Consider the following 25045-nt stretch of genomic DNA (forward strand, 5'->3'; position numbering starts at 1 on the left):
CACTTCCTTCCGGTGAACGCTGGCCGCACTGTACCGCGTCACGACGACGTAACGACCTCTTTACACGAGCGCTTACAACGTTGTAGAAACCAGTGAAAGCGGGGTGACCGCAGTCACCCGCAACAGCAGCGAGGGAGAGGTTGGCATCGTGCCGAACGCGCAGCTCACGATCGATCCGGCGTTCCGGGTCGCGCCGGCGGACCGCCGGATCTTCGGTTCCTTCGTCGAGCACATGGGGCGCTGCGTCTACGGCGGGGTGTACGAACCGGGGCATCCGAGCGCCGACCGGCGGGGTCTGCGGCGCGACGTGCTGGACCTGACCCGCGAGCTGGGTGTGTCGGTGGTCCGCTACCCGGGCGGCAACTTCGTCTCCAGCTACCGCTGGGAGGACGGCGTCGGCCCGGCCGGTGACCGCCCGCGCCGGCTCGACCTGGCCTGGAAGACGATCGAGACGAACGAGTTCGGGCTGGACGAGTTCATGACCTGGGCGTCCGAGGCCGGGGTCGAGCCGATGATGGCTGTCAACCTCGGCACCCGCGGCGTCACCGAGGCGCTCGACCTGCTGGAGTACACCAACCACCCGGGCGGCACCCAGCTGTCCGACCTGCGCCGCAAGCACGGCGCCGAGCAGCCGTACGGGGTGCGGCTGTGGTGCCTCGGCAACGAGATGGACGGGCCGTGGCAGGTCGGGCACAAGACCGCCGACGAGTACGGCCGCCTCGCCGCCGAGACCGCCCGCGCGATGAAGATGATCGACCCCTCGATCAGCCTGGTCGCCTGCGGCAGCTCCGGCCGGGGGATGCCCACGTTCGCCGCGTGGGAGGCGACGGTGCTGGAGCACACCTACGAACACGTCGACTACATCTCCGCCCACACCTACTACGACCCCTCCGACGGCGACCGGGCCAGCCTGCTCGCCTCCGCCGTCGACATGGACGCCTTCATCACCGAGGTCGTCGCCACCGCCGACTACGTGGGCGCCAAGCTGCGGCAGAAGCGCAAGCTGAAGATCTCCTTCGACGAGTGGAACGTCTGGTACCAGTCCCGCCTCCAGTCCGACCTGGACCGGCGCGGCTGGGTCGAGGCGCCGGCGCTGATCGAGGACGACTACACGGCCGTCGACGCGGTGGTGGTGGGCGACCTGCTGATCACCCTGCTCCGGCACGCCGACCGTATCGGCGTGGCCTGCCAGGCGCAGCTCGCCAACGTGATCGCCCCGATCCGTACCCGCAACGGCGGCCCGGCGTGGCGGCAGAGCATCTTCCACCCGTTCGCGCTGACCGCCCGGTACGCCCGGGGCACAGTGCTGCGGACCGAACCCACCGGCCCGACCTACGAGACCCGGCGGTACGGCGACGTGCCCGCGCTGGACACCGTCGCCGTGCACGACGAGGAGACCGGCGAGCTGGCCGTCTTCGCGGTCAACCGCAGCTCGCAGGACGTCCCGCTCGACCTGGACCTGCGCGGCCTGCCCGGCCTGCGGGCCGAGGCGCACACCACGGTGGCGGCCGGAACCGACCCGGACGCCACGAACACCGAAGCGGACCCGGAGCGGGTCACGCCCCGGGACCTCACCACTCCCACCGTCGACGGCGGCCGGGCCTCCGTGCTGCTGCCGGCCACCTCCTGGAACCTGCTGCGCTTCGTGCCGGCGCCGTGACCAGGCAATACTCCATCCCGTCCCCCAAGGAGTACCCATGATCCAGAACGAGATGAGCCGGCGACGCCTGCTCGGCCTCGGCCTCGGGCTCGGCGCGGCGGCCACGCTGACGCTCAGCGGCTGCGGCGGCGGCAGCAGCTCCGACAGTTCCGGCGCGTCCGGCAACGGCGGCAAGGACTACACCGGTCCGAAGGTGGACCTGAAGCTGTGGAACGGCTTCACCGGCGGCGACGGTGACATCTTCAAGGCGCTCGTCCAGCAGTTCAACGGCGAGCACCAGAACATCGCGGTCAGCGTGATCACGTACCAGTGGGAGGACTACTACAGCAAGCTTCCCGGCGCGGTCTCCAGCGGCAACGGCCCGGACATCGCTGTCATGCACATGGACCAGCTCGCCACGTTCGCCGCCCGCGGCACGATCAGCGAACTGGACGACGTGGCGAAGACCCTGGAGCTGAGCGAGGGCGACTTCGCCCCGACCGTCTGGAAGGGCGGCCTCTACAACGACAAGCGGTACGGCATCCCGCTGGACATGCACCCGCTGGGCTTCTACTACAACAAGGCGGTCATGCAGAAGGCCGGCCTCGATCCGGAGAAGCCGCCGACCAACCGGGACGAGTACACCGCGGCGCTGACCGAGCTGAAGAAGGCGGGCGTGCAGGGCTTCTGGGTCAGCCCGTTCCAGTTCACCGGCGGTATGACCTTCTACAGCCTGCTGCACCAGTGGGGCGGCACGCTCTTCGACGCCGAGGTGGCGAAGGCGACGTTCAACTCCGACCCGGCGGTCGAGGCGTGCACCTGGCTGGTCGACCTGATCAAGCAGGGCCACTCCCCGGCGAACGTCGGCCAGGACGCCGACTACCTGGCCTTCAAGAGCGGCAAGAACGCGTTCACCTGGAACGGCATCTGGCAGATCAACGACCTGAAGAAGAGCCCGAACGTGCAGTGGGGCGTGGCGCCGCTGCCGCAGATCGGCAGCCAGAAGGCCGCCTGGGCGAACTCGCACAACTTCACCATCGTCAAGCAGCGCTCGGCGAACGCGAACAAGACGGCCGGCGCGAAGGTCTTCATCAACTGGCTGAGCCAGCACTCGCTGGACTGGGCCAAGGGCGGCCAGGTGCCGGCCCGCAAGGCGGTCCGCGAGAGCAGCGAGTTCAAGGGCCTCACCGAGGTCAACGCGCTCGCACCGGAGCTGGAGTACGCCGCGTTCCCGCCCGCCGCGCCGGGCCTGGGCGAGGTCATGCTGACCTTCTACAGCGCGTTCAACGAGGCGGCGCTGGGCAAGAAGTCGCCGAAGCAGGCGCTCGACGACGGCGTGACCAAGGCGAACAAGCAGCTCGAGGACAACCGCAAGAAGTACGGGAACTGATCCGCCGTGGCGGACGTGATCGAGGCCGGGGCGGCGCGTGACGGCGCGCCGCCCACGGTGGCGCCCACCCGCCGCCGGGGCGCGACGGAACGCGGCAACCGCACGACGCCGTACCTCTTCCTCGCGCCGTACCTGATCCTGTTCGGCGTCTTCGGCCTGGCGCCGATCCTGTTCGGGGTCTGGATCAGCCTGCACCAGTGGGACCTGCAACTGCCGAACCGGCCGTTCGTCGGGATCGGCAACTACCGGGACCTGTTCTCCAGCGACTCGGCGATCTACGGGGACTGGTGGTCGAGCGTCCGGGCCACCGGGATCTTCACGCTGTTCTCCGTGCCGCTGCTCGTGGTGATCCCGCTGGGGTTGGCGCTGCTGCTCAACCGCTCGTTCCCCGGCCGGACGTTCTTCCGGGCCGCCTTCTTCGCTCCGTACGTGCTGGGCGTGGCGGTGATCGGCCTGCTCTGGCGGTTCCTGCTCGATGCCAACCTGGGCCTGGTCAACCGGCTGCTCGGCGTGGTCGGGCTCCCCTCGGACACACCGTGGGTGACCGACGTGCCGTGGGCGTGGGTGTCACTGGTCGGCGTGACCGTGTGGTGGACCTGCGGCTTCAACGCGGTGATCTACCTGGCCGGTCTCCAGGACATCCCGGCCGAACTGTACGAGGCGGCCAAGGTGGACGGCGCGGGCGCCTGGGACCGGTTCCGCCACGTCACGATCCCCGGGTTGCGCCCGGTGATGCTGTTCGTCTTCACCACCACGATCCTCGCCTCGGCGAACGTGTTCGGGCAGGCGTTCCTGATCACCCAGGGCGCGCCGGGCGAACAGACCCGGACCGTGGTCTGGCGGATCGTCGACGAGGGGCTGCGGGACTACGACGCCGGCCGGGCCGCCGCGATGAGCGTGTTCTTCGCGCTGATGCTGGCCGTGGTGAGCGTCGTCAACTTCCGGCTGTTCCGCTACCGGGAAGACTGAGGGCTACGACATGAGGAACATGCGCGCGGTGGGGCGGTACGGCGTACTGCTGCTGATCACCGCGATCTTCGTGACTCCCCTGGTCTGGATGCTGCTGACCTCGGTGAAGACGTACGACGACGCGCAGCGGGTGCCGCCCGGCTGGCTGCCGAACCCGTTCTCCACCTACGGCTACGGGCAGATCGTCGACAACGCGGCGAACCCGGTGCTGCGCTGGTTCGTCAACAGCATGGCGGCGGCCACCCTGCACACGCTGCTGGTGCTGGTGACCGCGTCGATGGCCGCGTACGCGCTGGCCCGGATGCGGTTCCGCGGCCGGAAGGTGCTGTTCGCGCTGATCGTGGGCACGCTGTTCCTGCCGCCCACCTCGCTGATCATCCCGAACTTCATCATCGCCGAACGGCTGAACTGGATCGACACGCTGACAGTGGTGATCGTGCCGGGCGCGGCCAGCGCGTTCGGCGTGTTCTTCCTGCGCCAGTTCTTCCTCTCCATCCCGGCCGAGCTGGAGGAGGCGGCGGTGCTGGACGGCGCGAACCACTGGCAGATCTTCCGCCGGGTGCTGCTGCCGCTGTCGAAGCCGGCCCTGGCCACGCTCGCGGTGCTGTCGTTCCTGACCAACTGGAACGACTTCCTCTGGCCGGTGTACGTGCTGTTCAGCCCGGAACGGCTGACCCTGCCGGCGGGCCTGGGCCTGCTCCAGGGCGCGTACGTGACCGACTATCCGGTGATCATGGCGGGCGCGGTGCTGGCGAGCGTGCCGGTGCTGATCCTGTTCGTGCTGGCCCAGCGGCACATCATCCAGGGTGTCTCCCGCAGCGGCCTGAAGGGATGAGCGGGCGAAGGAAGGGCCCCTTGCGTAACGCCAGGCGTCAAGCAATGGGCCCTTCCTTCGGGGGCCCGCCTCAGGGGGTGGGGGCGGGCTCGGGGGTGTCCGAGTGCTCGCGCCGGGCGAGCCGGTTCTTGCGGTGGCCGTAGCCGAAGTAGATGACCGCGCCGATCAGCATCCAGGCGAGGAACCGCAGCCAGGTCTCCACCGAGAGGTTGAGGCTCAGGTAGAGGCACGCCGCCGCGGTGAGGATCGGCAGCACCGGCGAGAACGGCACCTTGAACGGCCGCTCCAGGTCGGGGCGGCGCTTGCGCAGGATCGGCACCGCGATGGCGACCAGCGTGAACGCGCAGAGCGCGCCGATGCTGACCAGGTCGGCCAGCGCGGACAGCGGCAGGAAGCCGGCGAGCAGCGCCACCGCGATCGTCATGATCCCGGCGATCCGGTACGGGGTGCCCCAGCGGGGGTGCACCTTGGCGATGGCGGGCGGGATGAGCCCGTCCCGGGCGATGGCGAAGCCGATCCGGCCCATCGCCACCAGGTCGACGAGGATCACGCTGGTGAGCCCGGCGACGGCGGCGATGGAGACGAGCACCGCGGCCCAGCCGGCGCCGACCGCCCGGAACGCGGACGCGATCGGCGCACCCTCGTCGATCTCGGTGTACTTGACCATGCCCACCACGACCAGCGAGACGCCGATGTAGAGCACCGTGGAGATGACGAGCGTGCCGAGCAGACCCAACGGCAGGTCCCGCTTGGGCTTGCGGGTCTCCTCACCCAGGTTCGCCACGGCCTCGAACCCGGTGTACGCGAAGAACACGACGGCGGCGGCGGTGAGCACCCCGACGAAGCCGAAGACGGAGGGCTCCAGCCCGAAGATGGCCTGGGTGACCGGTTGTTTGATGCCGTCGTCCCCGGCCCCGGCCGGCTCGGCGGACGGGATGAACGGGCTGAGGTTGGCCGCCTTGACGAAGAACAGCCCGGCGATGATGACGAACGCACAGATCGCCACCTTGACCAGCACCAGCACGTTGGTGACCCGGGCCGACTCGCGGATGCCGACGATGGCGACCACGCCGAGCACCAGCACGATGCCGATCGCGCCGAGGTTGACGACGCTGCCCTCCTCGGCGAACCAGGCGCTGGGCAGGCCGAACAGGTCGGCGAGGTAGCCGGACCAGCCGCGGGCCACCACCGCCGCGCCGAGCGCGAACTCCAGCAGCAGGTCCCAGCCGATGATCCAGGCGACGATCTCGCCCATCGTCGCGTACGCGTAGGTGTAGGCGCTGCCGGCGGTCGGCACGCTGCTGGCGAGTTCGGCGTAGCAGAGCGCGGCGAGCAGCGCGACCAGGCCGGCGATGCCGAACGAGATCACCACGCCCGGCCCGGCGCTGTTGCGCGCCTCGACGCCGGTGAGCGTGAAGATGCCGGTGCCGATCACGATGCCGATGCCGAAGCCCATCAGGTCGACCGCGCCGAGCCGGCGCCGCAGGCCCGGTTTGCCGTCCTCGCCGTCGGCGTCGCCCTGGGCGAGCACGTCCTGGATCGGCTTGGTACGCAGGACCGACATCTGATCACCTCCCCCGCCGTGTGGCCGCCACGGTGGCGGTCTGTGACCGGGCTAGCTACCCAGCCGTTTTGCGCTCCAATCCCGCACCGCGTGTCTCGGAATCGTCACGATCCGGCTGATCGGACGACACGGGACATCGATCGGCCGTCAGGGTCTTGCGCCGGGCACGGATAGATGAAAGTTTTCTACCGGAGGCATGGGTAGCGCGGCGAATCTTGCCGTGACGCCCCCGCCGCCCACCGTCCCCCCGGACCCGACGAAGGGACCGCACCGCATGAAGGCAACTCGGCTCGGAGCCGCCGCGCTCGCCGCGGCGCTGCTCGGCGCGCTGGTCGCCGGCACACCGGCGCAGGCCGCCCCCGGCGACACCGGCACCGCCACTTACCCCTCCACCGACTGCGTCACCGACCCGGCCACCCCCAAGCGCCAGTTCCGGGCCATGTGGATCGCCTCGGTGACGAACATCGACTGGCCCAGCAAGGACTCCTGGACCGCGCCGGACCAGGTGGCCAAGCAGAAGGCCGAATACCTGGCCTGGCTCGACCTGGCCCAGAAGCTCAACCACAACGCCGTCGTGGTCCAGGTCCGCCCGACCGCCGACGCGTTCTGGCCCTCGCCGTACGAGCCGTGGTCGGAGTACCTGACCGGCGTACGCGGCAAGAACCCGGGCTGGGACCCGCTGGCCTTCCTGGTCGCCGAGTCGCACAAGCGCAACCTGGAGTTCCACGCCTGGTTCAACCCGTACCGCGTCTCCATGCCCGCGCCGGGCGGTGCCGGCGCCGACCTGTCGCAACTGGCCCCGGACAGCCCGGCCCGCCAGCACCCCGACTGGGTCTTCGCCTACCCGCCCGCCGGCGTCGCCGGCAGCCGGCTCTACTACAACCCCGGCGTGCCCGAGGTCCGCGAGTTCGTCCAGACCGCGATGATGGACGCGGTCAAGCGGTACGACATCGACGGCGTGCACTTCGACGACTACTTCTACCCGTACCCGAGCGGCACCTACCAGGTGCCGGACGACGCCACGTTCGCGGCGTACAACAGGGGCTTCACCGACAAGGCCGACTGGCGGCGGGACAACATCAACCTGCTGATCCAGGAGATGAACGCCAAGATCAAGGCGGTCAAGCCGTATGTGAAGTTCGGCGTCAGCCCGTTCGGCATCTGGCGCAACGCGTCGGCCGACCCGAACGGTTCGGACACCACCGGCTCGCAGTCGTACGACATCATCTCCGCCGACTCCCGCAAGTGGGTCAAGGAGGAGTGGATCGACTACATCGTGCCGCAGCTCTACTGGTACATCGGCCAGTACCCGGCAGCCGACTACGCCCGGCTGGTGCCGTGGTGGGCCGAGCAGGTGCGTGGCACGCGGGTCCAGCTCTACATCGGCCAGGCCGACTACAAGAGCGGTGACCCGGCGTACGGGTCGTTCTGGATGAACCCGCAGGAGCTGTCGAACCACCTGACGCTCAACCGGTCGTACCCGGAGGTGCTCGGCAACGTGCACTTCTCCGCGGTGCAGGTCCGGGCGAACCGGCTCGGCGCCACCGACATCTACGCCGCCGAGCACTACTCCCGCCCCGCGCTGGTGCCCACCATGACGCACCTGCCGCGTAAGCCGCTGCTGTTCCCGGTGGTCACCAAGGCCCAGCGGGAGGCGGACGGGGTACGCCTGAGCTGGCGTCAGCCGGCCGACGGCAAGGGCCCGCTCGGCACCGCCGCGTCCTACGCGATCTACCGGTTCGACGGGCACGGCCTGGCCGGGCGATGCGACTTCGCCGACGCCTCCCACCTGGTCGGCACCGTGCGGGCCACCGACGGCGCCGTGCAGTCGTGGATGGACACCACGGCGGCCGACGGCGCCCGGTACACGTACTACGTGACCGCGCTGGACCGGCTGGCGAACGAGAGCCCGGCGAGCCCGCCGCGCTTCGTGCGCTGATCCCCACCGGATGCCCCCGGGCCGCCTCGCCGGCCCGGGGGCATTCGTCTGTTCAGGCGGATGTCAGCGAGCCGCTCCCCGGAGCATCGCCCCAGGCCACCCGCTTGATCGACACTTGTCGACATCCGGAGATCCCGGCCACCACCCCGCGGAGGTTCCCGTGTCCCGTCGCCTCGCCACCACCCTCGCCGCCGGAACACTCACCCTGCTCACCCTGCTCGGCCTGGCCACACCGGCCGCCGCCGCGGTGAGCACCCAGCAGAAGCTGTCCGTCCTGACCAGTTGGACGCAGACCAGCGCGTCCAGCTACAACGCCTGGAACAGCGCCCGGCAGAACCGGGCGCCCTGGACCGAGTACGGCTTCGACTGGTCCACCGACTACTGCTCGTCCAGCCCGGACAACCCGATCGGGTTCAACTTCAAGCTCTCCTGCTACCGGCACGACTTCGGCTACCGCAACCACAAGGCGATGGGCGTCTTCCCGGCCAGCAAGTCCCGCCTGGACAACGCCTTCTACGCCGACCTGAAGCGGGTCTGCGCCACGTACAACGCGGTGGTGCGGCCCGCCTGCTACAGCCTCGCCTGGACGTACTACCAGGCGGTGAGCGTCTTCGGCTCGGTCGCCGCCGTGTCGCAGGCCGACCTCGACCGCGCCGCCCGGATGAAGGCCGACGCCCAGCGCCGGGCCGCCGCCCGCGCCTGACGCACCACACGGGGAGTCCGCCGGCCGGCGGGCTCCCCGACGCGCTCAGCCGGCCGTCCTGCGCGGCTCGAACGCCGGCCACGAACCCGGCTTCTGCGCGCCGAACCGGGGCGAGTCGGCGGCGAGGTCCGGGTGCTCGACGTGCAGCGCCAGCGCCGCCACCTCGTCCAGCCGCAGCCCCGACCCGGCGCCGTAGGCGGCGTCGAACGCCTCGTCACCGAGCACCCGGCGCAGCTCCGTCTGCCGGGCCGACCAGTACGGGCCGTATATCCCCGGCGTGGCCCGCAGGTTCGCCCGGGTGGCCTGCGCCGCCCCGAACAGCCGGGCCGCGGAGAGCGCGTCCCCGGCCAGCGCGCAGCGCACCGCTATCGCGTTGATCGTGTCGCAGGCCCGGCCCAGGTAGCCGTGGCTCATCCGGGACCGCAACGCCACCAGCAGGTGCTCGTGCGCGGCGACCAGATCGCCCCGGGCCAGGGCCACCATCCCGAGCAGCATGTCCACCGACCGGCCGCCCCGCTCGGCCGGCCGGGACGCCTCGACCGGGCGGGCCGCGGCGAGCAGGTCGGCCGCCTCGTCCAGCGCGCCCCGGCGCCAGAGCAGCTCGGCGAGGTTGTAGACGGCCAGCAACGCGTCCCCCACCGCGTCCTGCGCGTACGCCCAGTCGATCACCTCACGGCAAACCCGCTCCGCCTCGGCGAACTGCCCCATGTCGACCAGCGGCGCGGCGCGTCCGGCCAGCACCCGGGCCAGCAGCCCCCGGTCGCCGGACTGCCGGGCGGCCGCCTCGGCCCGCTGCGAGTACCTCAGCTCCTCGCCGAACTCGCCGTCCGCACCCGCGTGCAGCGAGTGCATGTGGTACGCGGCGGCCAGCTCGGCGTCCGGCATCACCTCGCCGGTCTCGGCGAGCCGGCCGTAGAGCCGGAACAGCCAGAGCCGCCCCTCCCGGGCCAGCCCGCGCTCCCGCCACCACTGGTCCAGGTCACCCGCCAGCGACAGCCCCGAGCGGGCGCTGCCGCCGGTGGCGCACCAGCGCAACGCGGCCCGCAGTTCGTTCGCGAGCGGGTCGAGCGCGTACAGGGACAGCGTCACCGGACGGCCGTCCGGTCCCAGGTGAGCGCGGTCCAGCGCGTGCCGGCACCAGGCCACGTGCCGGTCCCGGGCGCTCTGCTCCTCGCCCGCCTCGACCAGCCGCCGGGCCGCGTACGCCCGGATCGGGTCGAGCATCCGGTAGGTGCTGCCGGAGGCGTGCGGCTCGGCCAGCACCATCGACTTGTCCACGAGCACCGAGAGCGGGTCGAGCGGGTCCTCGTCGAGCAGCCACTGCACGGTCGGCAGGTCCACCGGACCGGCGAACACCGCCATCCAGCGCAGCAGCCGGGCCGAGCGCGCGCCCAGCGTCCGGTACGACCACGTCACGGTGGCCTGGATGGTCAGGTGCCGCTCGCTCGCCGAACGGTGCACCGCCCGGGTCGCCGGGGTGGGCGGCGCGGCGCCGGTCGCGGCGGCCACCAGGTCCACCGTGTCCTGCTGGTTGCCGCTCCAGCCCGCCTCCACCGGGGGCGGTTCCGCCGTCTCCCGGCCGGCGTCGAGCGTGCCCAGCATGTCGTCCAGCCGCTCGGCCAGTTGCCCGGCCGAGAGCACCCGCAGCCGGGCCGCGGCCAGCTCGATGGCCAGCGGCAGCCCGTCCAGCCGGCGTACCACCCGGTGCAGGTCGGCCTGCTCGGCCGGCTCCGGCGCACGGCCGCCCCGGGCCACGGCGGTACGGTCCAGCAGCAACGCCACCGCGTCGCTGCCCCCGCCGTCGGGCCCCTCGTCGACCGACAGCGGCGGGATCCGCCACACCACCTCGCCGGGTACGCCGAACGACTCCCGGCTGGTCGCCAGCACCCGCACACCCCGGCCACCGGCCAGCAACCGGCCGATCACCTCGGCCGACGCGGCGGTCTGGGCGTCGCAGGTGTCCAGCAGCACGAGCATCCGGCGCGGCGCCGCGTACTCGACGAGGGTGTCGACCATCGGCCGGCCCGGCTCCGGGCGGAGGCCGAGCACGGCGGCGATCTCGAACGCCACGAGCCCCGGGTCGGTCACCGCGGCGATGTCGACGAACCAGACGCCGTCCGGGTAGTCCTCGACGATCCCGGAGGCCAGCTCCACCGCGAGCCGGGTCTTGCCGGCGCCGCCCGCGCCGAGCACCGTCACCAGGCGGTACGCCTCGACCAGCCGCCCCAGCTCGGCGCGCTCGGCCTGCCGGCCGACGAACGAGGTGACCTGGGTGGGCAGGTTGTGCGCTGTCGCGTCGGCGGTACGCGGACGCGGGAACCGCCGCTCCAGCCCGGGCGCGACGAGCTGGAACAGCCGCTCCCGGTCGTCGAAGCCGCGCAGCCGGTGCAGCCCGAGGTCCAGCAGGGACACCCCGTCCGGCAGCGGGTCGGCGTGCTGGGCGGTGGCAGCCGAGCAGAGCACCTGCCCGCCGTGCGCGGCGGCGGCCACCCGGGCGGCCCGGTGCACCTCGGGGCTGGCGTACTCGCCGTCGCGGGGCTCGGCGTAGCCGGTGTGCAGCCCCATCCGTACCCGCGGGGTGGCATCCGGGTTGGGCCACTCGTGGCCGGCGAGCGCCCGCTGCGCGGTCAGGCAGGCGCGGACCGCGGCGGCGGCGTCCGGGAACGCGAGGAAGAACGAATCCCCCTCGGTCAGCAGCTCCGCGCCGTCGGTGCCGGCCAGGGTGTCGCGCAGCAGCCGCCGGTGCTCGTGCAGCACCGGGCGATAGACCGGGCCGAGCATCCGGGCCAGCCGCGTCGAGCCCTCGATGTCGGTGAACACGAAGGTCACCCACCCGCTGGGGAGGTGGTGTCCTTGCGACATACGTCGAACCTCCGCCCGGTGACGTCGGGTCCATGCTGCCCTATGGTCGTGCCGTCACGCATCGTGAGAACGGCTGGGCAGATTCCGCCCCAAGGTGCCAAAAGATCACAGCGGCGGCAAGACCCGGATCGACCCGCGGGACCGGCGGCGGAAAGTCAGCAGCCGCAGGAGCCGCCGCAGCAACCACCGCCGCTGGGAATCCCACCGCTCGGAGCGGAGCCGCCCCGGCCGGTGACGGCCACCGTGGACAGCAGTTTCACCGTGTCGGCGTGGCCCTGCGGGCAGGTGGCCGGCCGTCCGGCCTCGGCCATCGGGCGGTTGACCTCGAAGGTGTCGCCGCAGGCGCGGCAACGGAACTCGTACCGGGGCATGTCCCACAGCGTACGGCCGGGCCTGACGTCGTCACCCGGATGGGTGATACTCGACGGGTGGTGGACGGCGAACGGCGATCGACTGCGCGGCCCCTGCGACCCGCCGCGCCGCCCGACGACGGCACCCCGCCCATCCCGCGCCAACGCCGCGAGCGCGACGCCCTCCCCCCGAAGCCGCCCGCCGACCCGGCCCGCGACGCGGGTGCGGCGGACGCCGAGTCCGGCGCGAAGCCGCAGCCCGAGCCAGGCGCGAAGCCGGACGGTGAGTCCGGGGCGAGCGGGCCCCAGCAGACTGACTCCGGAGCGGAGGCGAAGGCCGAGGTGGCGGCCGGCGGCGGGCGGCGTCGGCGGATGCCGTTCGCGCACGCCGTCCGCACGCGCCCGAGACAGCTCGCCGTCGGCGCGGCCCGGGCCACCCGTGCCTGGTCCCGGCAGCCCGGCGGGCGCACCACGCTGCCCGCGCTGTTCCTGCTCGCCCTGGTCGCCGCCGCCGCCACGGCCGGTGCGGTGGTCGTGCCGGCGGCGGTCGGCCGGCCGGAGACGGTCGCCGAGGCCACGCCGTCGCAGAGCGTCCCGCAGACCGCCGCGGCGCCCGCCACGCCCCCGTTGCCGGAGCTGACCGGGATGCCCGGCACCGCCGCACCGACCGGCACACCCCTGCCCGGCGCGACCACCACCCCGGTGCTGCCCGCCGGACGTCCGGCGGACTCGCTCGCCGGCTGGGCGCAGCGGGTAAGCGCGATCACCGGCGTCCCCGTGGTGGCGCTCCAGGCGTACGCCTACGCCGAACTGGTGCTCGCCCAGACCAACCGCGCCTGCCAGCTGAGCTGGACCACGCTGGCCGCGATCGGGTACGTCGAGTCGCGCCACGGCGCGGCCAACGGCGCCACGCTGCAAGCCGACGGCCGGGCCCTGCCGGAGATCAAGGGCCAGCCGCTCGACGGGCAGGGCGGCCGGTCCCGCATCCTCGACACCGACCAGGGAGCGCTCGACGACGACCGGGTCCACGACCGGGCGCTCGGCCCGATGCAGTTCATCCCGACCACCTGGCAGGAGATCGGCGCGGACGCCGACGGCGACGGCGTGAAGAACCCGCACGACATCGACGACGCGGCGCTGGCCGCCGGGCTCTACCTGTGCAAGGGCGGCCGGAACATGACCATCCCGGGCGACTGGTGGGGCGCCATCCTCTCCTACAACGATGTGCGTCGGTACGCCCAGGCCGTGTTCGACAAGGCCGACGAGTACGGCAGGCTCAGCCGCAACGTGAGGTGACGGCTCGCGTACATTCGCGGACTGAACCCTTCCCCCCGGCTGCCGTTGACGGCAAGCTAGACGGGTGATGGTGCGCGAGTGGGATCCCAGGACCGCGTCGTCCGCCGAGATCGCGTCCCTGCTGGACACGCTGAACGCGGTCCTGGCGGCCGATCTGCCGCAGGATCCGCCATGGCGGGAGAGCTCCATGCGGGAGTATCTGTCCGAGGTGATGCCCGGCGAGCGGCGAATCTCGTGGGTCGCGCAGGACGACGTCGCCCCGGACGGCACGCCCGGTGCGATCCTCGGGCATGTGCACGTGCTGCTGCTCGGCGGGATCGGCGTGCTCGAGGTGCTGGTGCACCCGGCGATCCGGCGCAGCGGCATCGGCCGCGAGCTGGTGCGGGTGGCCGCCCGCCGGGTCTGGGACGAGGGCTTCCAGTCGATCGGCGTGGAGGTGGTCGGCGACACCCCGGCCGTGGCGTTCTACGAGTCGCTGGGCTTCACCCGCGACTACGTGGAGACCCGCAGCGTGCTCGACCTGCGGTCGGTGGACTGGCCGGCGCTCACCGAGATGGCCGCCGAGGTCGGCGCGGGCTACCGCGTGGAGTTCTGGCCGGGTGGCCCGCCGGACGAGCTCATCGAGGCGTACGCGCGGGCCAAGGCCGAGGTGCGCGACTCCGACGACGTGGAGCTGCGGCCCAGCTCCTACGACCCGGAACGGCTGCGCGACAGCCTCGCCACGCTGCACCGGCGCGGCATGAAGCCGTACATCGTGCTGGCGCTGCACGAGCAGACCGGCGAGGTGGCCGGGTTGACCGAGGTGGTGGTGCCGGCGCAGCACCCGACCCGGGCCGACCAGTACGACACGATCGTCGTCCACGAGCACCGCGGCTACGGCATCGACCGGGCCATCAAGGCGCGGATGCTGCTGGAGCTGCGCTCGGCCGAGCCCGAGGTGGCCGAGGTGCAGACCTGGAACGCGCAGGACAACGAGTCGATGCTGAAGGTCAACGCCGAGCTGGGCTACCGCCCCGACCGCGACTGGTGCGAATACGGTGTGGACGTCGCCGAGCTGGTGCACCGGCTGGACAGTCACCGCTGAGCGTTCACCGGCCGGCCATCGAAGGGGCTGGACGGTGCACCCACGAGAGCCTTAACGTTCGTTAGTTCCTGTCCACCCATCGTGGAGGCCCCATGCGCCCGCGCCGCACCCTCGCCGCGCTCGCGACCACCGCCGCCGTCACCCTCACGGCGATCGCTGTCGCACCCACCGCGGCCAGCGCCGCGCCCACCGACCTGTTCATCTCGGAGTACGTCGAGGGGTCGTCCAACAACAAGGCCGTCGAGCTGTACAACGGCACCGGCGCCCCGATCGACCTGGCCGCCGGCGGCTACCAGCTCCAGCTCTTCTTCAACGGCGCCACCACCTCGACGAACGTCACCCTGACCGGCACCGTAGCGGCCGGTGACGTTTTCGTCTTCGCCGCCGCGGCGGCCGCGCCGGCGATCCTCGCCCAGGCCGACCAGACGTACTCCGGCTCGCTGTTCAACGGCGACGACGCGATCGTGCTGCGCAAGGGCGACGCGGTGGTCGACTCCCTGGGCCAGGTCGGCGTCGACCCGGGCAGCGAGTGGGGCAGCGGGCTCACCAGCACGGCGGACAACACGCTGCGCCGGCTGCCCTCGGTGACCGCGGGCGACACCGACCCGGCGGACGCGTTCGACCCGGCCGCGCAGTGGGCCGGCTTCGCCACCGACACGTTCGACGGGCTGGGCAGCCACACCGTCGGCGGAGGCGGGCCGGTCGACCAGCCGCCCACAGTGGCCTGCGGCGGGGCGCTGACGCTCTCGGCGGGCGCCACGGCGACCCGCGAGGTCACCGCGACCGACGCCGACGACACGGTCACCGACCTGGCGGTCACCTCGGTCGTGCCGGTGCCGGCGAGCGGCTCGATCAGCCGTACCGCGTTCACCCCGGCGACCGGGAACGGTGGCACGGCCACCGCGACGGTCACCGCCACCGGCCTGCCGGCCGGCAGCTACGCGGTCACCGTGACCTCCACCGACGCCGAGGGCGGCACCGCCACCTGCACGCTCACCGTGCAGGCCACCAGCGTGCTGTCGATCGGCGAGGTACAGGGCCGCACCGCTGACGACGAGGACGGCCGCACCGACCGGTCGCCGCTCGCGCCGGCCAGCGGCAACGGCACCAGCTCCACGCTGTACGACGTGCGCGGCGTCATCACCGGCATGTCGCTGACCCGCAGCTCGGCCGGGGCCGACCAGTGGGGCTTCTACCTCCAGAGCCGGCTCGGCAGCGAGGACGGCGACCCGCTGACCTCCGACGGCCTGTTCGTCTTCATGGGCTCGTTCACCACGCTGATCGGCGGGTACGCCCCGACCGTCGGTGACGAGGTCGTGCTGCGCGGCCGGGTCTCCGAGTACTTCAACCAGACCCAGCTCTCCGGCGCCTCGCTGGTCCGCAAGCTGGACTCCGGCCTCGACGTGGACACCGCGGTCCGGGTCGACGACGCGGTCCCGCCGGCCGAGGCGGCCGCCGCCGACCTGTTCTGGGAGCGGCACGAGGGCGAGCGGATGCGGGTACGCGCCGGCAGCGGCGTCTCGGCGCCCCGGCACATCTACTCCTCCACCGCCGACTCCGAGATCTACGTGCTGGACCGCGCGGACCCGGTGATGAAGCGGTCCGACCCGTACGCCCGGCGGGTGTTCCGGGACGCGCACCCGCTCGACGACATCCCCGGCACGCTGTTCGACAACGGCAACAACCAGCGCATCCTGCTGGGTGCCGGCGGCGTGAAGGCGACCGCCGGTGACTCGCGGGCGCTGCTGCCCGAGGCGCGCACGTTCGACACGCTCACCGAGGACGCCTACGGCTCCGTCTCGTACGCGTTCAGCAAGTACAGCGTGCAGCCCGAGCAGCTCACCCTGACCGGCGGCGCCGACCCGGCCGCGAACCACCCGCCGCAGCCGGCCGACCGCGGCAGCGAGGTCGCGATCGCCACGTACAACGTGGAGAACCTGTACGACTACCGGGACGACCCGTTCGACGGCTGCGACTTCGCCGGCAACACCGGGTGCCCCGGTGTCAGCCCGCCGTTCGACTACGTGCCGGCGAGTCCCGAGGCGTACGCCGCCAAGCTGGCCGTGCAGGCCCGGCAGATCGTCCAGTCGCTGCACAGCCCGGATCTGATCCTGGTGCAGGAGGCCGAGGACCAGGACATCTGCTCCGTGGTAGACGGCGCTCTGGCCTGCGGCGACACCAACAACGCCGACGGCGCGCCGGACACCGTGCAGGAGCTGGCGCTCGCCATCGCGGCGAACGGCGGCCCGGCATACGCCGCCGCGTACGACCGGACCGGCGCGGACGCCCGGGGCATCGCCTCGGCGTTCCTCTACCGGACCGACCGGCTCACGCTCGCGGAGGCCACCGCCGCGGACCCGCTGCTGGGCTCCGCCCCGACCGTCCAGTACCGCTCGGCGGCGCTGCCCTCCAACACCGACGTGCAGAACCCCAAGGCGTTCAACGCGGTGCTGCCGGCCGACGTGGACCGGTCGACCGGGGTGGACGGCAGCAACGTCTACACCCGCGCGGCGCAGGTGGCCCGGTTCACGGTGAAGGCCGGTCCCGGGTCGAGCGAGCGGTTCACGCTCTGGGCGGTCGCCAACCACTTCTCGTCCGGACCGGACAGCCGGGTCGGGCAGCGCCGCGAGCAGGCCGCGTACGGTGCGGCGATCGTCCAGGCGGTCGAGGCGAGCGACCCGAACGCCCGCGTGGTCTACGGCGGCGACCTGAACGTCTTCCCCCGCCCGGACGACCCGATCGCCACCGCCCAGAACCCGACCCCGTCGGACCAGCTCGCCCCGCTGTACGAGGCCGGGCTGCACAACCTCTGGGACGACCTGGTGGCGGACGCGCCCGCGTCGGCGTCGGCGTACTCGTACACCTTCAGCGGGCAGGCGCAGACGCTGGACAACCTCTTCGTCAACGACCCGATGCACGACGACCTGGTGCAGGTGCGGACGGCGCACATCAACGCCGACTACCCGACCGACGCGCCGGAGCTGGGCGACCGGGGCGCCAGTGACCACGATCCGCAGGTGGCCCGGTTCCGCTCGCGCGCCTCGCTGCGGGTCGCGGACACCTCGGTCACCGAGGGCGACAAGGGCACCAGCGCCATGACGTTCACGGTCACCGTGTCCCGCCCGCTCTCCGAGCCGGCCCTGATCTGCGCGACCACGTACGGCACCACAGCTCAGGCCGGGTCGGACTACGACCCGTACGTCGGCTGCCGGGTGCTGGCCGCGGGCCGGACCTCGCTGACGTTCCCGGTCACCGTGCGCGGTGACCGCAAGCGCGAGGCGGACGAGAAGCTCACGCTGTACGTAGCAGGGGTTCCGGGCCTGCGGCTCGCCGACCCGGCCGGTATCGGGACGATCCTGAACGACGACTGAGCGGCGTTCCGCGCGGCGGCCCGTCGATTCGCTCATGGGCGGATCGGCGGGCCGCCGCGGTATCCGCACCGCTGTGGATCGGGTGGGGGCGGCACGCTCCGGTACTTGGCCACCCGCACCTCCCACTGGCTGCGGTGGCGCAGCCAGTCCCGGACCTCCCGATTGCGGTAGAAGGTTTCCGGCGGGCGGGCCAACCCGTACCGGTCGGCCCACCACTCCCCCGGCTCCGGGTCGGTGATGATGTCGAGGTGGGACGGGTACCGCCGCTCCGCGCCGTCCCGCAGGTCGGCCCGGTCCCGCATCGGCTTGAGCAGCCGGCCGGCCTCGTCGACGACCACGAGCCGGAAGCCGGCCGTGCCGACGATGCGCGACAGCATGGTCAGGCTCGGCGTCAGGCTGCCCGCCTCGATCCGCCCGATCGTGCTCGGATGCACCCGGGCGAACCGGGCCAGCTCACGCTGGCTGGCGTCGGCCCTGCGACGCACCGCCCGGACGATCCCCGGTGCCGGGAACGGCACGTCGAACGGCTCGGTGAGCAACGCCGGCCCGCCGTCTGCCGCCGTCGCGGCGGTGGCCCCGGGTGCGGCGCCAGTGGTGGTGGCGGTAGCGGGAGTGGCCTCCGGCACGGTGTCGGCGATGTCTGTCACGCCGCCCACGGTCCCGTCTCCCGCACCGGCCCGGCAACCCCGCGCCACGGCCTGTGGAAAACCCGGGATGCGGCGTCCACCCTCCGCGGGTGCAGCCGCCGGCACACACGCAGAGAGTAACGTTCACACAGCGTTAAGCGCCTCGCTGACGACAGCAGCCCAACGCGGTGGACAAAGGCGAATTAAACAGACACAAAGCCCTGGATCGTCGCGACGGTGAGTACTACCTCGGCGGACTTTGCTCTGCAGCCATCGAGGCAGCGTGCACGTTCCGTGATAGTTGCGCCCGTGGCTGCAGAGCAAAGTCGGCGGGAGGTGAAGTACGCCGCACCTCGAAAGGTTGCGCAGAGTGACCGACGTGGCTGTGGACAACGCGCTGTCGGCTATGCGAGCCGGGGCGAGCCCGCCGCAGTCGTGCCGGCAGCCGAACGGCGCCGGCCAACGATGGTCAGTAGCGCTCGCGCAGCAGCTGGGCGGCCTCGACGGCCCAGTAGGTGAGGATGATCTGTGCGCCGGCCCGGCGGATCGAGGTGAGCGTCTCCAGCATCACGCGCTCCCGGTCGATCCAGCCGTTCGCGGCGGCGGCCTCGACCATCGCGTACTCGCCGGAGACCTGATAGGCGGCGACCGGGACGTTCACCGCGGCCCGCACCGCCGACACCACGTCGAGGTAGGGCAGCGCCGGCTTGACCATGACCATGTCGGCGCCCTCGGCCACGTCCAGCTCGACCTCGCGCAGCGACTCGCGCAGGTTCGCCGGGTCCTGCTGGTAGGTGCGCCGGTCCCCCTCCAGCGCCGACTCCACCGCGTCGCGGAACGGGCCGTAGAAGGCGGAGGCGTACTTCACCGCGTACGCGAGCACCGAGACGTCCTGGTGCCCGGCGGCGTCCAGCGCCTTGCGGACCACGCCGACCTGGCCGTCCATCATCCCGGACGGCCCGACCACGTGGACCCCGGCGGCGGCCTGGGCCACCGCCATGTCGGCGTACGCGGCGAGCGTGGCGTCGTTGTCGACCCCGCCGTCCGGGGTGAGCAGGCCGCAGTGCCCGTGCGAGGTGAACTCGTCCAGGCACAGGTCGCTCATCACCACAGTCGAGTCGCCGACCTCGGCGATCACGTCCCGGATGGCCGTGTTGAGCACGCCGGCCGGGTCGACGCCACCTGAGCCGGTCTCGTCCCGCGTCGCCGGCACCCCGAACAGCATGATCCCGCCGACCCCGGCCTGGACCGCCTCCGCGGCGGCCTTGCGCAGCGAGTCCCGGGAGTGCTGGAGCACCCCCGGGAGCGACGCGATGGCCCGCGGCTCGGTCAGCCCCTCCTTGACGAACATCGGCACGACCAGCTCGGCCGGGTCGACGCGGGTCTCGGAGACCAGCCGCCGCACGGCCGCGTTGCGGCGCAGCCGGCGGGGCCGGATCTCGGGGTACGGCATGAGGGGCCTCCTGTCAGCGGAACCGCAGGGCGGTCGGGCCCTGCACCTTGGAGCCCCGGCGCTGCTTCGCCGGCATGGCGGCGAGCTTCTCCCGCAGCTCGACGGCGTAGGCGGCGAGCGCCTCCACCAGGTCCGGCACCGACGCGTGCGGCGGCTGCACGTCGACGCGCAGGCCGAACTCGGTGGCGGTCTCCGCCGTCTTGGGCCCGATCACTGCAACAACGGTCCGCGCGTGCGGCTTCCCGGCGATACCCACGAGGTTCCGTACCGTGGACGACGAGGTGAACAGCACCGCGTCGAACCCGCCCGACTTGATCGCGTCGCGGATCTCGGCGGGCGGCGGCGCCGCCCGGACGGTCCGGTACGCGGTCACGTCGTCGACCTCCCAGCCCCGCTCGGTCAGGCCGGCGGCCAGGGTCTCGGTGGCGATGTCGGCGCGCGGCAGCAGCACCCGGCCGACCGGGTCGAGGATCTCGTCGTGCGGCGAGAACTCGGCCAGCAGGCCCTCGGAGGACTGCTCCCCGGAGGGGATCAGCTCGGGCTGGATGCCGAAGGCGCGGACCGCCTCGGCGGTGGCGTCACCGATGCAGGCGATCTTCACGCCGCCGAAGTGGCGGGCGTCGAGGCCGTGCTCGGCGAACTTCTCCCAGACCGCCCGGACCGCGTTCACCGAGGTGAAGATGACCCAGGCGTACCGGCCGTCGACCAGCCCCTTGACCGCCCGCTCCATCTGCGCCGGAGTGCGCGGCGGCTCGACCGCGATGGTCGGCACCTCGCACGGGATCGCCCCGTACGCGCGCAGCCGCGCGCTCATCACGCCGGCCTGCTCCTTGGTGCGGGGCACCAGCACCTTCCAGCCGTACAGCGGGCGGTTCTCCCACCAGCTCAGCTTGTCGCGGTCGGTGACGGCCGCGCCGACGGTGAGCACCACCCGGCCGGTGAAGCCGAGCGCCGCCGCGACGAAGGAGTCCACGCTCGACGTGGTGGTGTACTGCGTCTCGCCGGTGCCGTCGCCGGTCACCCCGACCGCTGTGGTGCCGTCGACCCCGGCGGCCAGCAGGCCGTCCCGGACGGCGGCCAGGTCACCGGCGTCCACGGCGAGCGCCAGCGAGCCCCGGCCGACGGCCGTGGCGAGCGCCTCGAAGTCCAGCGCGGTGACGTCCTCGACGTCGGCGGCGGTGCGTACGCCCGGCAGCGGGACACCCGCGTAGGTGGCGACGCCCTCGGCCTGGCCGACGCCCGGCACCACCTCGAAGTGCGCGGCGGTACGCGCGACCGCCTGCACCTCCTTGACCACCGAGTCGTGGCCGAACGGGTCACCGGCGACCAGGTGCACGGCGTTCTGCCCGGCCCGGGCCGCGGAGATCAGCACCTTCGCCACGTCCCCCGGTACGCCCTCGGCGGGGCTGAACTCGGCGTCGGGCCGGGCCTGGGCGCGGACGTGCGCCAGGAGCGACTCGGGTACGCCCCGGTCGTAGACCACCTGGTCGGCGTCGACCAGGGCGTCCAGCGCCCGGCGGGTCAGCAGGCCCGGGTCGCCGGGACCGGCCCCGACGAATGCGATCTGGCCTACGGGCTTACGGGTGCGGGTCATTCTGTGCTCCCAAGTTGCTGGGTCCCCGGGCCGGCCTGTGCGTCCTGGCCGAGGATCGAGTCGGCGCCGAGTTCGAGGAGTTCGGCGGCGAGTGCCTTGCCGATCTCCGCCGCGTCGGCGGGCGTTCCGGTGCGGGACAGCCGGAGGTCACGCGAACCGTCCGGGCTGATCACCGCACCGCGCAGGTAGATCTCCTGATTGACGTCGCCCTCGTCGGTGGGCTCGCCTTCCGCGAGGACGGCGTACGCGGCCACGGGTGCGCTGCACCCTGCCTCCAGGGTGGCCAGCAGCGCCCGCTCCGCGGTGATCGCGGCACGGGACGGTTCGTGGTCGAGCAGCGCGAGCAGCTCGATCACGTCCTGGTCGTCGGCCCGGCACTCGACGGCCAGCGCACCCTGAGCGGGCGCGGGCAGCATGAGCATCGGGTCGAGCGTCTCGGTGATGACGTCGGCGCGGCCGATCCGGTTGAGCCCGGCGCGGGCCAGCACGACGGCGTCGAGGTCGGCGTCCGGGCCGAGCACCCGGGCCACCCGGGTGTCGATGTTGCCCCGGATCGGGGCGACCTCCAACTGCATGCCCAGCGCGTGCAACTGGGCGATCCGGCGCAGCGCGCCGGTGCCGACGCGGGCGCCGGGCGGCAGCTCGGCGAGCGTACGGCCGTTCGTGGCCACGAGCGCGTCGCGCGGGTCCTGCCGCGGCGGTACGGCCGCGACGTGCAGGCCGGGCGCCGCTGCGGTGGGCAGGTCCTTGTACGAGTGGACGGCGAAGTCGATCTCGCCGGCGGTCAGCGCGTCGCGCAGCGCGGAGACGAACACACCGACGCCGAGCCGCTGCACCGGGGCGGTGGACCTGTCGCCGGCGGTCACCACCTCGACCAGCTCGACCGGTCGGCCGGTGGCCGCGGTGAGGGCCTCGGCGACGTGGCCGGACTGGGCCATCGCCAGGGCGCTGCCCCGGGTACCGAGGCGAAGGGGGGCGGTCATCGCGCACCTCCGGTGGGCGGGACGTCGGCGGCGTCGAACGACGACCGGCCGTCGGAGTCGGTGGCGACCACGTCGGGAACGGTGTCGACCGGGGACGTCTGCGGGACGTCGAGGTCGAACAGTTCGCGCAGCAGCGCCGCGTACTGGTCGCCGCCGGGCTCGGCGGCGAGCTGGCGGACCCGTACGGTCGGCTGGTGCAGCAGCCGCTGCACGACCCGGTGCACGGTGCGGGCGACCTCGGCGCGCTGGTCGTCGCTGAGGTCGGGCCGGCGCTGGCCGAGGCGGCGCAGCTCGGCGCTGACGACGTCCTCTGCCCGGCCGCGCAGCGCGGCCACCGTCGGCGCGACGTCGGCGCCGCGCAGCCAGCTCAGGAACGCCTCGACCTCGCCGGTCACGATCCGGGCCACCTCGGCGGCGTCGGCCGCGGCCGATCCGTCGGCGAGGACGGCGGCCATCCGGTCGATGTCGATCACCTCGACGCCGGGCAGCTCGGCGACGCCGGGCTCGACGTCGCGCGGGACGGCCAGGTCGAGCAGGACCAGCGGGCCGCGGTCGGCATCCCGGCGGGCCAGCGCCCGGGTCACCACGTCGCGGGTGAGCACCGGCTCGGTGGCGGCGGTGGCGGCGACCACGACGTCGACAGCGGCGAGCGCGGTGATCAGCTCGGCCATCGGCACGGCGGACGCGCCGTACGACTCGGCGAGCCGGACGGCACGGGCGGCGCCCCGGTTGGTCACGGTGAGCGGGCCGGCGCCCAGCCGGGACAGCGTGGCCACGCCCAGCGAGCCCATCGCGCCCGCGCCGACAACCATCGCCGGCCGGCCGGCCAGGTCGCCGTCGAGCAGTTCGGCGGCGAGGTCGAGGGCGGCGGTGACGACGCTCTGCCCGGCCCGGTCGATGTTGGTCTCGGCGTGCGCGCGCTTGCCGACCCGAAGCGCCTGCTGCATCAGCTCGTGCAGCAGCCGCCCGGCGGAGTCGGCGCCACCGGCGGAGTGGTACGCGTCGCGGAGCTGGCCGAGGATCTGCGCCTCGCCCACCACCATCGAGTCGAGCCCGGCGGCCACCCGGAAGACGTGGTCCACGGCGGCGGCGTCGTAGTGCACGTAGAGGTGCGGGGCGAGCGCCGCCGGCTGGCAGCCGGCCTGGTCGGCCAGGACCGCGCAGATGTCACCGAGTCCGCCGTGGAACCCGGACACGGCGGCGTAGACCTCCACCCGGTTGCAGGTGGAGACCAGGACGGCCTCGGCGACGTACGGCTGGGCGATCAGGCGGTCCAGCGTGCGGGTGAGGTCGGCGGGCGGGACGGCCAGCTGTTCCAGGGTGGCGACCGGGGCGGTGCGGTAGGACGCGCCGACGACGAGCAGTTTCACGTGCCGATCGCCTCCTGGGTGTCGGTTGCCGCGAGTCCGCCGGGCAGGGCGGTGAGGGCGGACCCGCCGGTGGCGGGGAGCGCGGTCAGCGATGCCTTGCGGTGCTCGTGGAAGGACAGGATCTGCAGCTCGATGGCGAGGTCGACCTTGCGCACGTCGACCCCGTCCGGAACCGAGAGTACGCACGGCGCGAAGTTGAGGATGCTCGTCACGCCGACGGCGACCAACTGGTCGGCGACCGCCTGGGCGGCCGGGGCGGGGGTGGCGATGACGCCGATCGAGATCGACTCCTCGGCGACGATCTGGGGCAGCTCGTCGACGTGCCGTACGACCAGGCCGTTGATCTCTTCGCCGACGCGGGACCGGTCGGCGTCGAGCAGCGCGGCGATGCGGAACCCGCGGTTGGCGAAGCCGTCGTAGCCGGCCAGGGCGTGACCGAGATTACCCACGCCGACGAGCGCGACGGTCCGGCACTGGGTGAGCCCGAGCACCGAGGAGATCTGGTCGACCAGCAGCGCGACGTCGTAGCCGACGCCCCGGGTGCCGTACGAGCCGAGGTGGGACAGGTCCTTGCGAAGCTTCGCGGAGTTGACGCCGGCGGCGTTGGCGAGGCCCTCGCTGGACACCGTCTCGTGCCCGGCGTCGGCGAGCACGTGCAGCGCACGCAGGTATTCCGGGAGCCGCGACACGGTCGCCTCGGGCAGGTCCGGAAGCGCCGGTACGGCACCGGTGCGACCGGGCGCGCCTGGTTGACGGTGCTGGCTCATGAGACTCCGTGCGGTGCGATCCTCGACCAGCGACGGGGGCCGGTCGTTTGGGGACTCCCGCTGGCGACCGAGATTGCCGGCTGTGCTAGCAGGGCGCGTCGGAACTACAGAGTAGGTGTTTGTGAAGGGGTGCACAAATCGCGATCTTGAAAGCTCGCGACGCGCCTTCACCTGCCCCTCCATTCCCGCAAGATCGATCAACCGCGTCTCTCGACGGCGCGTGGCGATTATTGCTCAATCCAGACTTCCC

Annotated in this window: 18 protein-coding genes; 9 read left to right on the plus strand and 9 right to left on the minus strand. The window is 72.5% G+C overall.

The window, feature by feature from the left end; translation table 11 throughout:
• Positions 1 to 148 precede the first annotated feature (148 nt).
• From arfA to GA0070562_RS24980, 4 genes are read left to right on the plus strand one after another with little or no spacing between them, the layout of a single operon-like run.
• Positions 149 to 1660: an arabinosylfuranosidase ArfA gene (gene arfA, locus GA0070562_RS24965; protein ID WP_091426786.1), complete on the plus strand. Its 1512-nt coding sequence runs from the start codon at positions 149 to 151 to the stop codon at positions 1658 to 1660.
• A gap of 37 nt (positions 1661 to 1697) precedes the next feature.
• A complete protein-coding gene (locus GA0070562_RS24970; protein WP_091426621.1) occupies positions 1698 to 3029 on the plus strand; it encodes an ABC transporter substrate-binding protein in 1332 nt (443 codons plus the stop codon).
• A gap of 6 nt (positions 3030 to 3035) precedes the next feature.
• Complete coding sequence (locus tag GA0070562_RS24975) at positions 3036 to 3998, plus strand: carbohydrate ABC transporter permease (protein ID WP_091426624.1); 963 nt, start codon at positions 3036 to 3038, stop codon at positions 3996 to 3998.
• 10 nt (positions 3999 to 4008) lie between these two features.
• Positions 4009 to 4833 carry a carbohydrate ABC transporter permease gene (locus GA0070562_RS24980; protein ID WP_091426626.1) on the plus strand — a complete coding sequence of 275 codons (825 nt, stop codon included), beginning with the start codon at positions 4009 to 4011 and terminating at the stop codon, positions 4831 to 4833.
• Positions 4834 to 4903: 70 nt separating this feature from the next.
• Here GA0070562_RS24980 and GA0070562_RS24985 read toward each other — a convergent pair whose 3' ends face one another.
• Positions 4904 to 6397: an amino acid permease gene (locus tag GA0070562_RS24985; protein ID WP_091426630.1), complete on the minus strand. Its 1494-nt coding sequence runs from the start codon at positions 6395 to 6397 to the stop codon at positions 4904 to 4906.
• Positions 6398 to 6671: 274 nt separating this feature from the next.
• Here GA0070562_RS24985 and GA0070562_RS24990 point away from each other — a divergent pair, with 274 nt between their 5' ends.
• A complete protein-coding gene (locus GA0070562_RS24990) occupies positions 6672 to 8336 on the plus strand; it encodes a glycoside hydrolase family 10-like protein (RefSeq protein ID WP_091426632.1) in 1665 nt (554 codons plus the stop codon).
• A gap of 160 nt (positions 8337 to 8496) precedes the next feature.
• Complete coding sequence (locus tag GA0070562_RS24995) at positions 8497 to 9039, plus strand: phospholipase (protein WP_091426635.1); 543 nt, start codon at positions 8497 to 8499, stop codon at positions 9037 to 9039.
• Between the two features lie 45 nt (positions 9040 to 9084).
• On the opposite strand, the gene GA0070562_RS25000 is transcribed toward GA0070562_RS24995, so the two are convergent.
• Together GA0070562_RS25000 and GA0070562_RS25005 are read right to left on the minus strand one after the other, a co-directional pair.
• The gene (locus GA0070562_RS25000; protein ID WP_091426638.1) at positions 9085 to 11901 is read right to left on the minus strand and encodes an ATP-binding protein; all 2817 of its coding nucleotides are present in this window, start codon (positions 11899 to 11901) and stop codon (positions 9085 to 9087) included.
• 155 nt (positions 11902 to 12056) lie between these two features.
• Entirely contained in the window at positions 12057 to 12272 is a 216-nt protein-coding gene (locus GA0070562_RS25005; protein WP_013288739.1) for an FmdB family zinc ribbon protein, read from the minus strand.
• A gap of 39 nt (positions 12273 to 12311) precedes the next feature.
• On the opposite strand from GA0070562_RS25005, the gene GA0070562_RS25010 reads away from it, so the two are divergent.
• The 3 genes from GA0070562_RS25010 to GA0070562_RS25020 all read left to right on the plus strand — a co-directional run bounded on the left by GA0070562_RS25010 (position 12312) and on the right by GA0070562_RS25020 (position 18002).
• Positions 12312 to 13547, plus strand: a complete 1236-nt coding sequence (locus tag GA0070562_RS25010) for a lytic transglycosylase domain-containing protein (protein WP_091426641.1) — start codon at positions 12312 to 12314, stop codon at positions 13545 to 13547.
• A gap of 67 nt (positions 13548 to 13614) precedes the next feature.
• Positions 13615 to 14631: a GNAT family N-acetyltransferase gene (locus tag GA0070562_RS25015; protein ID WP_091426643.1), complete on the plus strand. Its 1017-nt coding sequence runs from the start codon at positions 13615 to 13617 to the stop codon at positions 14629 to 14631.
• Between the two features lie 92 nt (positions 14632 to 14723).
• Complete coding sequence (locus tag GA0070562_RS25020; RefSeq protein ID WP_091426645.1) at positions 14724 to 18002, plus strand: lamin tail domain-containing protein; 3279 nt, start codon at positions 14724 to 14726, stop codon at positions 18000 to 18002.
• Positions 18003 to 18034: 32 nt separating this feature from the next.
• Here GA0070562_RS25020 and GA0070562_RS25025 read toward each other — a convergent pair whose 3' ends face one another.
• The 6 genes from GA0070562_RS25025 to GA0070562_RS25050 form a co-directional block, all read right to left on the minus strand.
• Entirely contained in the window at positions 18035 to 18649 is a 615-nt protein-coding gene (locus GA0070562_RS25025) for a helix-turn-helix transcriptional regulator (protein WP_254663865.1), read from the minus strand.
• 448 nt (positions 18650 to 19097) lie between these two features.
• Entirely contained in the window at positions 19098 to 20081 is a 984-nt protein-coding gene (gene hemB, locus GA0070562_RS25030; protein WP_091426649.1) for a porphobilinogen synthase, read from the minus strand.
• Between the two features lie 13 nt (positions 20082 to 20094).
• Positions 20095 to 21675 (minus strand): bifunctional uroporphyrinogen-III C-methyltransferase/uroporphyrinogen-III synthase, encoded by a 1581-nt coding sequence (locus GA0070562_RS25035; protein ID WP_091426652.1) that lies wholly within the window; start codon positions 21673 to 21675, stop codon positions 20095 to 20097.
• Complete coding sequence (gene hemC, locus GA0070562_RS25040; protein WP_091426655.1) at positions 21672 to 22658, minus strand: hydroxymethylbilane synthase; 987 nt, start codon at positions 22656 to 22658, stop codon at positions 21672 to 21674. Before hemC ends, GA0070562_RS25035 begins: the two co-directional genes overlap by 4 nt.
• A complete protein-coding gene (locus GA0070562_RS25045) occupies positions 22655 to 24028 on the minus strand; it encodes a glutamyl-tRNA reductase (RefSeq protein WP_091426658.1) in 1374 nt (457 codons plus the stop codon). The genes hemC and GA0070562_RS25045 overlap by 4 nt, the downstream gene beginning before the upstream one ends.
• Positions 24025 to 24795, minus strand: a complete 771-nt coding sequence (locus GA0070562_RS25050; RefSeq protein ID WP_091426660.1) for a redox-sensing transcriptional repressor Rex — start codon at positions 24793 to 24795, stop codon at positions 24025 to 24027. The genes GA0070562_RS25045 and GA0070562_RS25050 overlap by 4 nt, the downstream gene beginning before the upstream one ends.
• Positions 24796 to 25045: the final 250 nt, after the last annotated feature.

Source organism: Micromonospora tulbaghiae (genome assembly GCF_900091605.1).
Taxonomy (GTDB): domain Bacteria; phylum Actinomycetota; class Actinomycetes; order Mycobacteriales; family Micromonosporaceae; genus Micromonospora; species Micromonospora tulbaghiae.

What these genes read in the sequence shown, in the direction of transcription:
- GA0070562_RS24970 (WP_091426621.1), top strand. Translation starts at nt 1,698, where the DNA reads ATGATCCAGAACGAGATGAGCCGGCGACGCCTGCTCGGCCTCGGCCTC.
- GA0070562_RS24980 (WP_091426626.1), top strand. Translation starts at nt 4,009, where the DNA reads ATGAGGAACATGCGCGCGGTGGGGCGGTACGGCGTACTGCTGCTGATC.
- GA0070562_RS24985 (WP_091426630.1), bottom strand. Translation starts at nt 6,397, where the DNA reads ATGTCGGTCCTGCGTACCAAGCCGATCCAGGACGTGCTCGCCCAGGGC.
- GA0070562_RS24990 (WP_091426632.1), top strand. Translation starts at nt 6,672, where the DNA reads ATGAAGGCAACTCGGCTCGGAGCCGCCGCGCTCGCCGCGGCGCTGCTC.
- GA0070562_RS25000 (WP_091426638.1), bottom strand. Translation starts at nt 11,901, where the DNA reads ATGTCGCAAGGACACCACCTCCCCAGCGGGTGGGTGACCTTCGTGTTC.
- GA0070562_RS25005 (WP_013288739.1), bottom strand. Translation starts at nt 12,272, where the DNA reads ATGCCCCGGTACGAGTTCCGTTGCCGCGCCTGCGGCGACACCTTCGAG.
- GA0070562_RS25010 (WP_091426641.1), top strand. Translation starts at nt 12,312, where the DNA reads ATGGGTGATACTCGACGGGTGGTGGACGGCGAACGGCGATCGACTGCG.
- GA0070562_RS25015 (WP_091426643.1), top strand. Translation starts at nt 13,615, where the DNA reads ATGGTGCGCGAGTGGGATCCCAGGACCGCGTCGTCCGCCGAGATCGCG.
- GA0070562_RS25020 (WP_091426645.1), top strand. Translation starts at nt 14,724, where the DNA reads ATGCGCCCGCGCCGCACCCTCGCCGCGCTCGCGACCACCGCCGCCGTC.
- hemB (WP_091426649.1), bottom strand. Translation starts at nt 20,081, where the DNA reads ATGCCGTACCCCGAGATCCGGCCCCGCCGGCTGCGCCGCAACGCGGCC.
- GA0070562_RS25035 (WP_091426652.1), bottom strand. Translation starts at nt 21,675, where the DNA reads ATGACCCGCACCCGTAAGCCCGTAGGCCAGATCGCATTCGTCGGGGCC.
- hemC (WP_091426655.1), bottom strand. Translation starts at nt 22,658, where the DNA reads ATGACCGCCCCCCTTCGCCTCGGTACCCGGGGCAGCGCCCTGGCGATG.
- GA0070562_RS25050 (WP_091426660.1), bottom strand. Translation starts at nt 24,795, where the DNA reads ATGAGCCAGCACCGTCAACCAGGCGCGCCCGGTCGCACCGGTGCCGTA.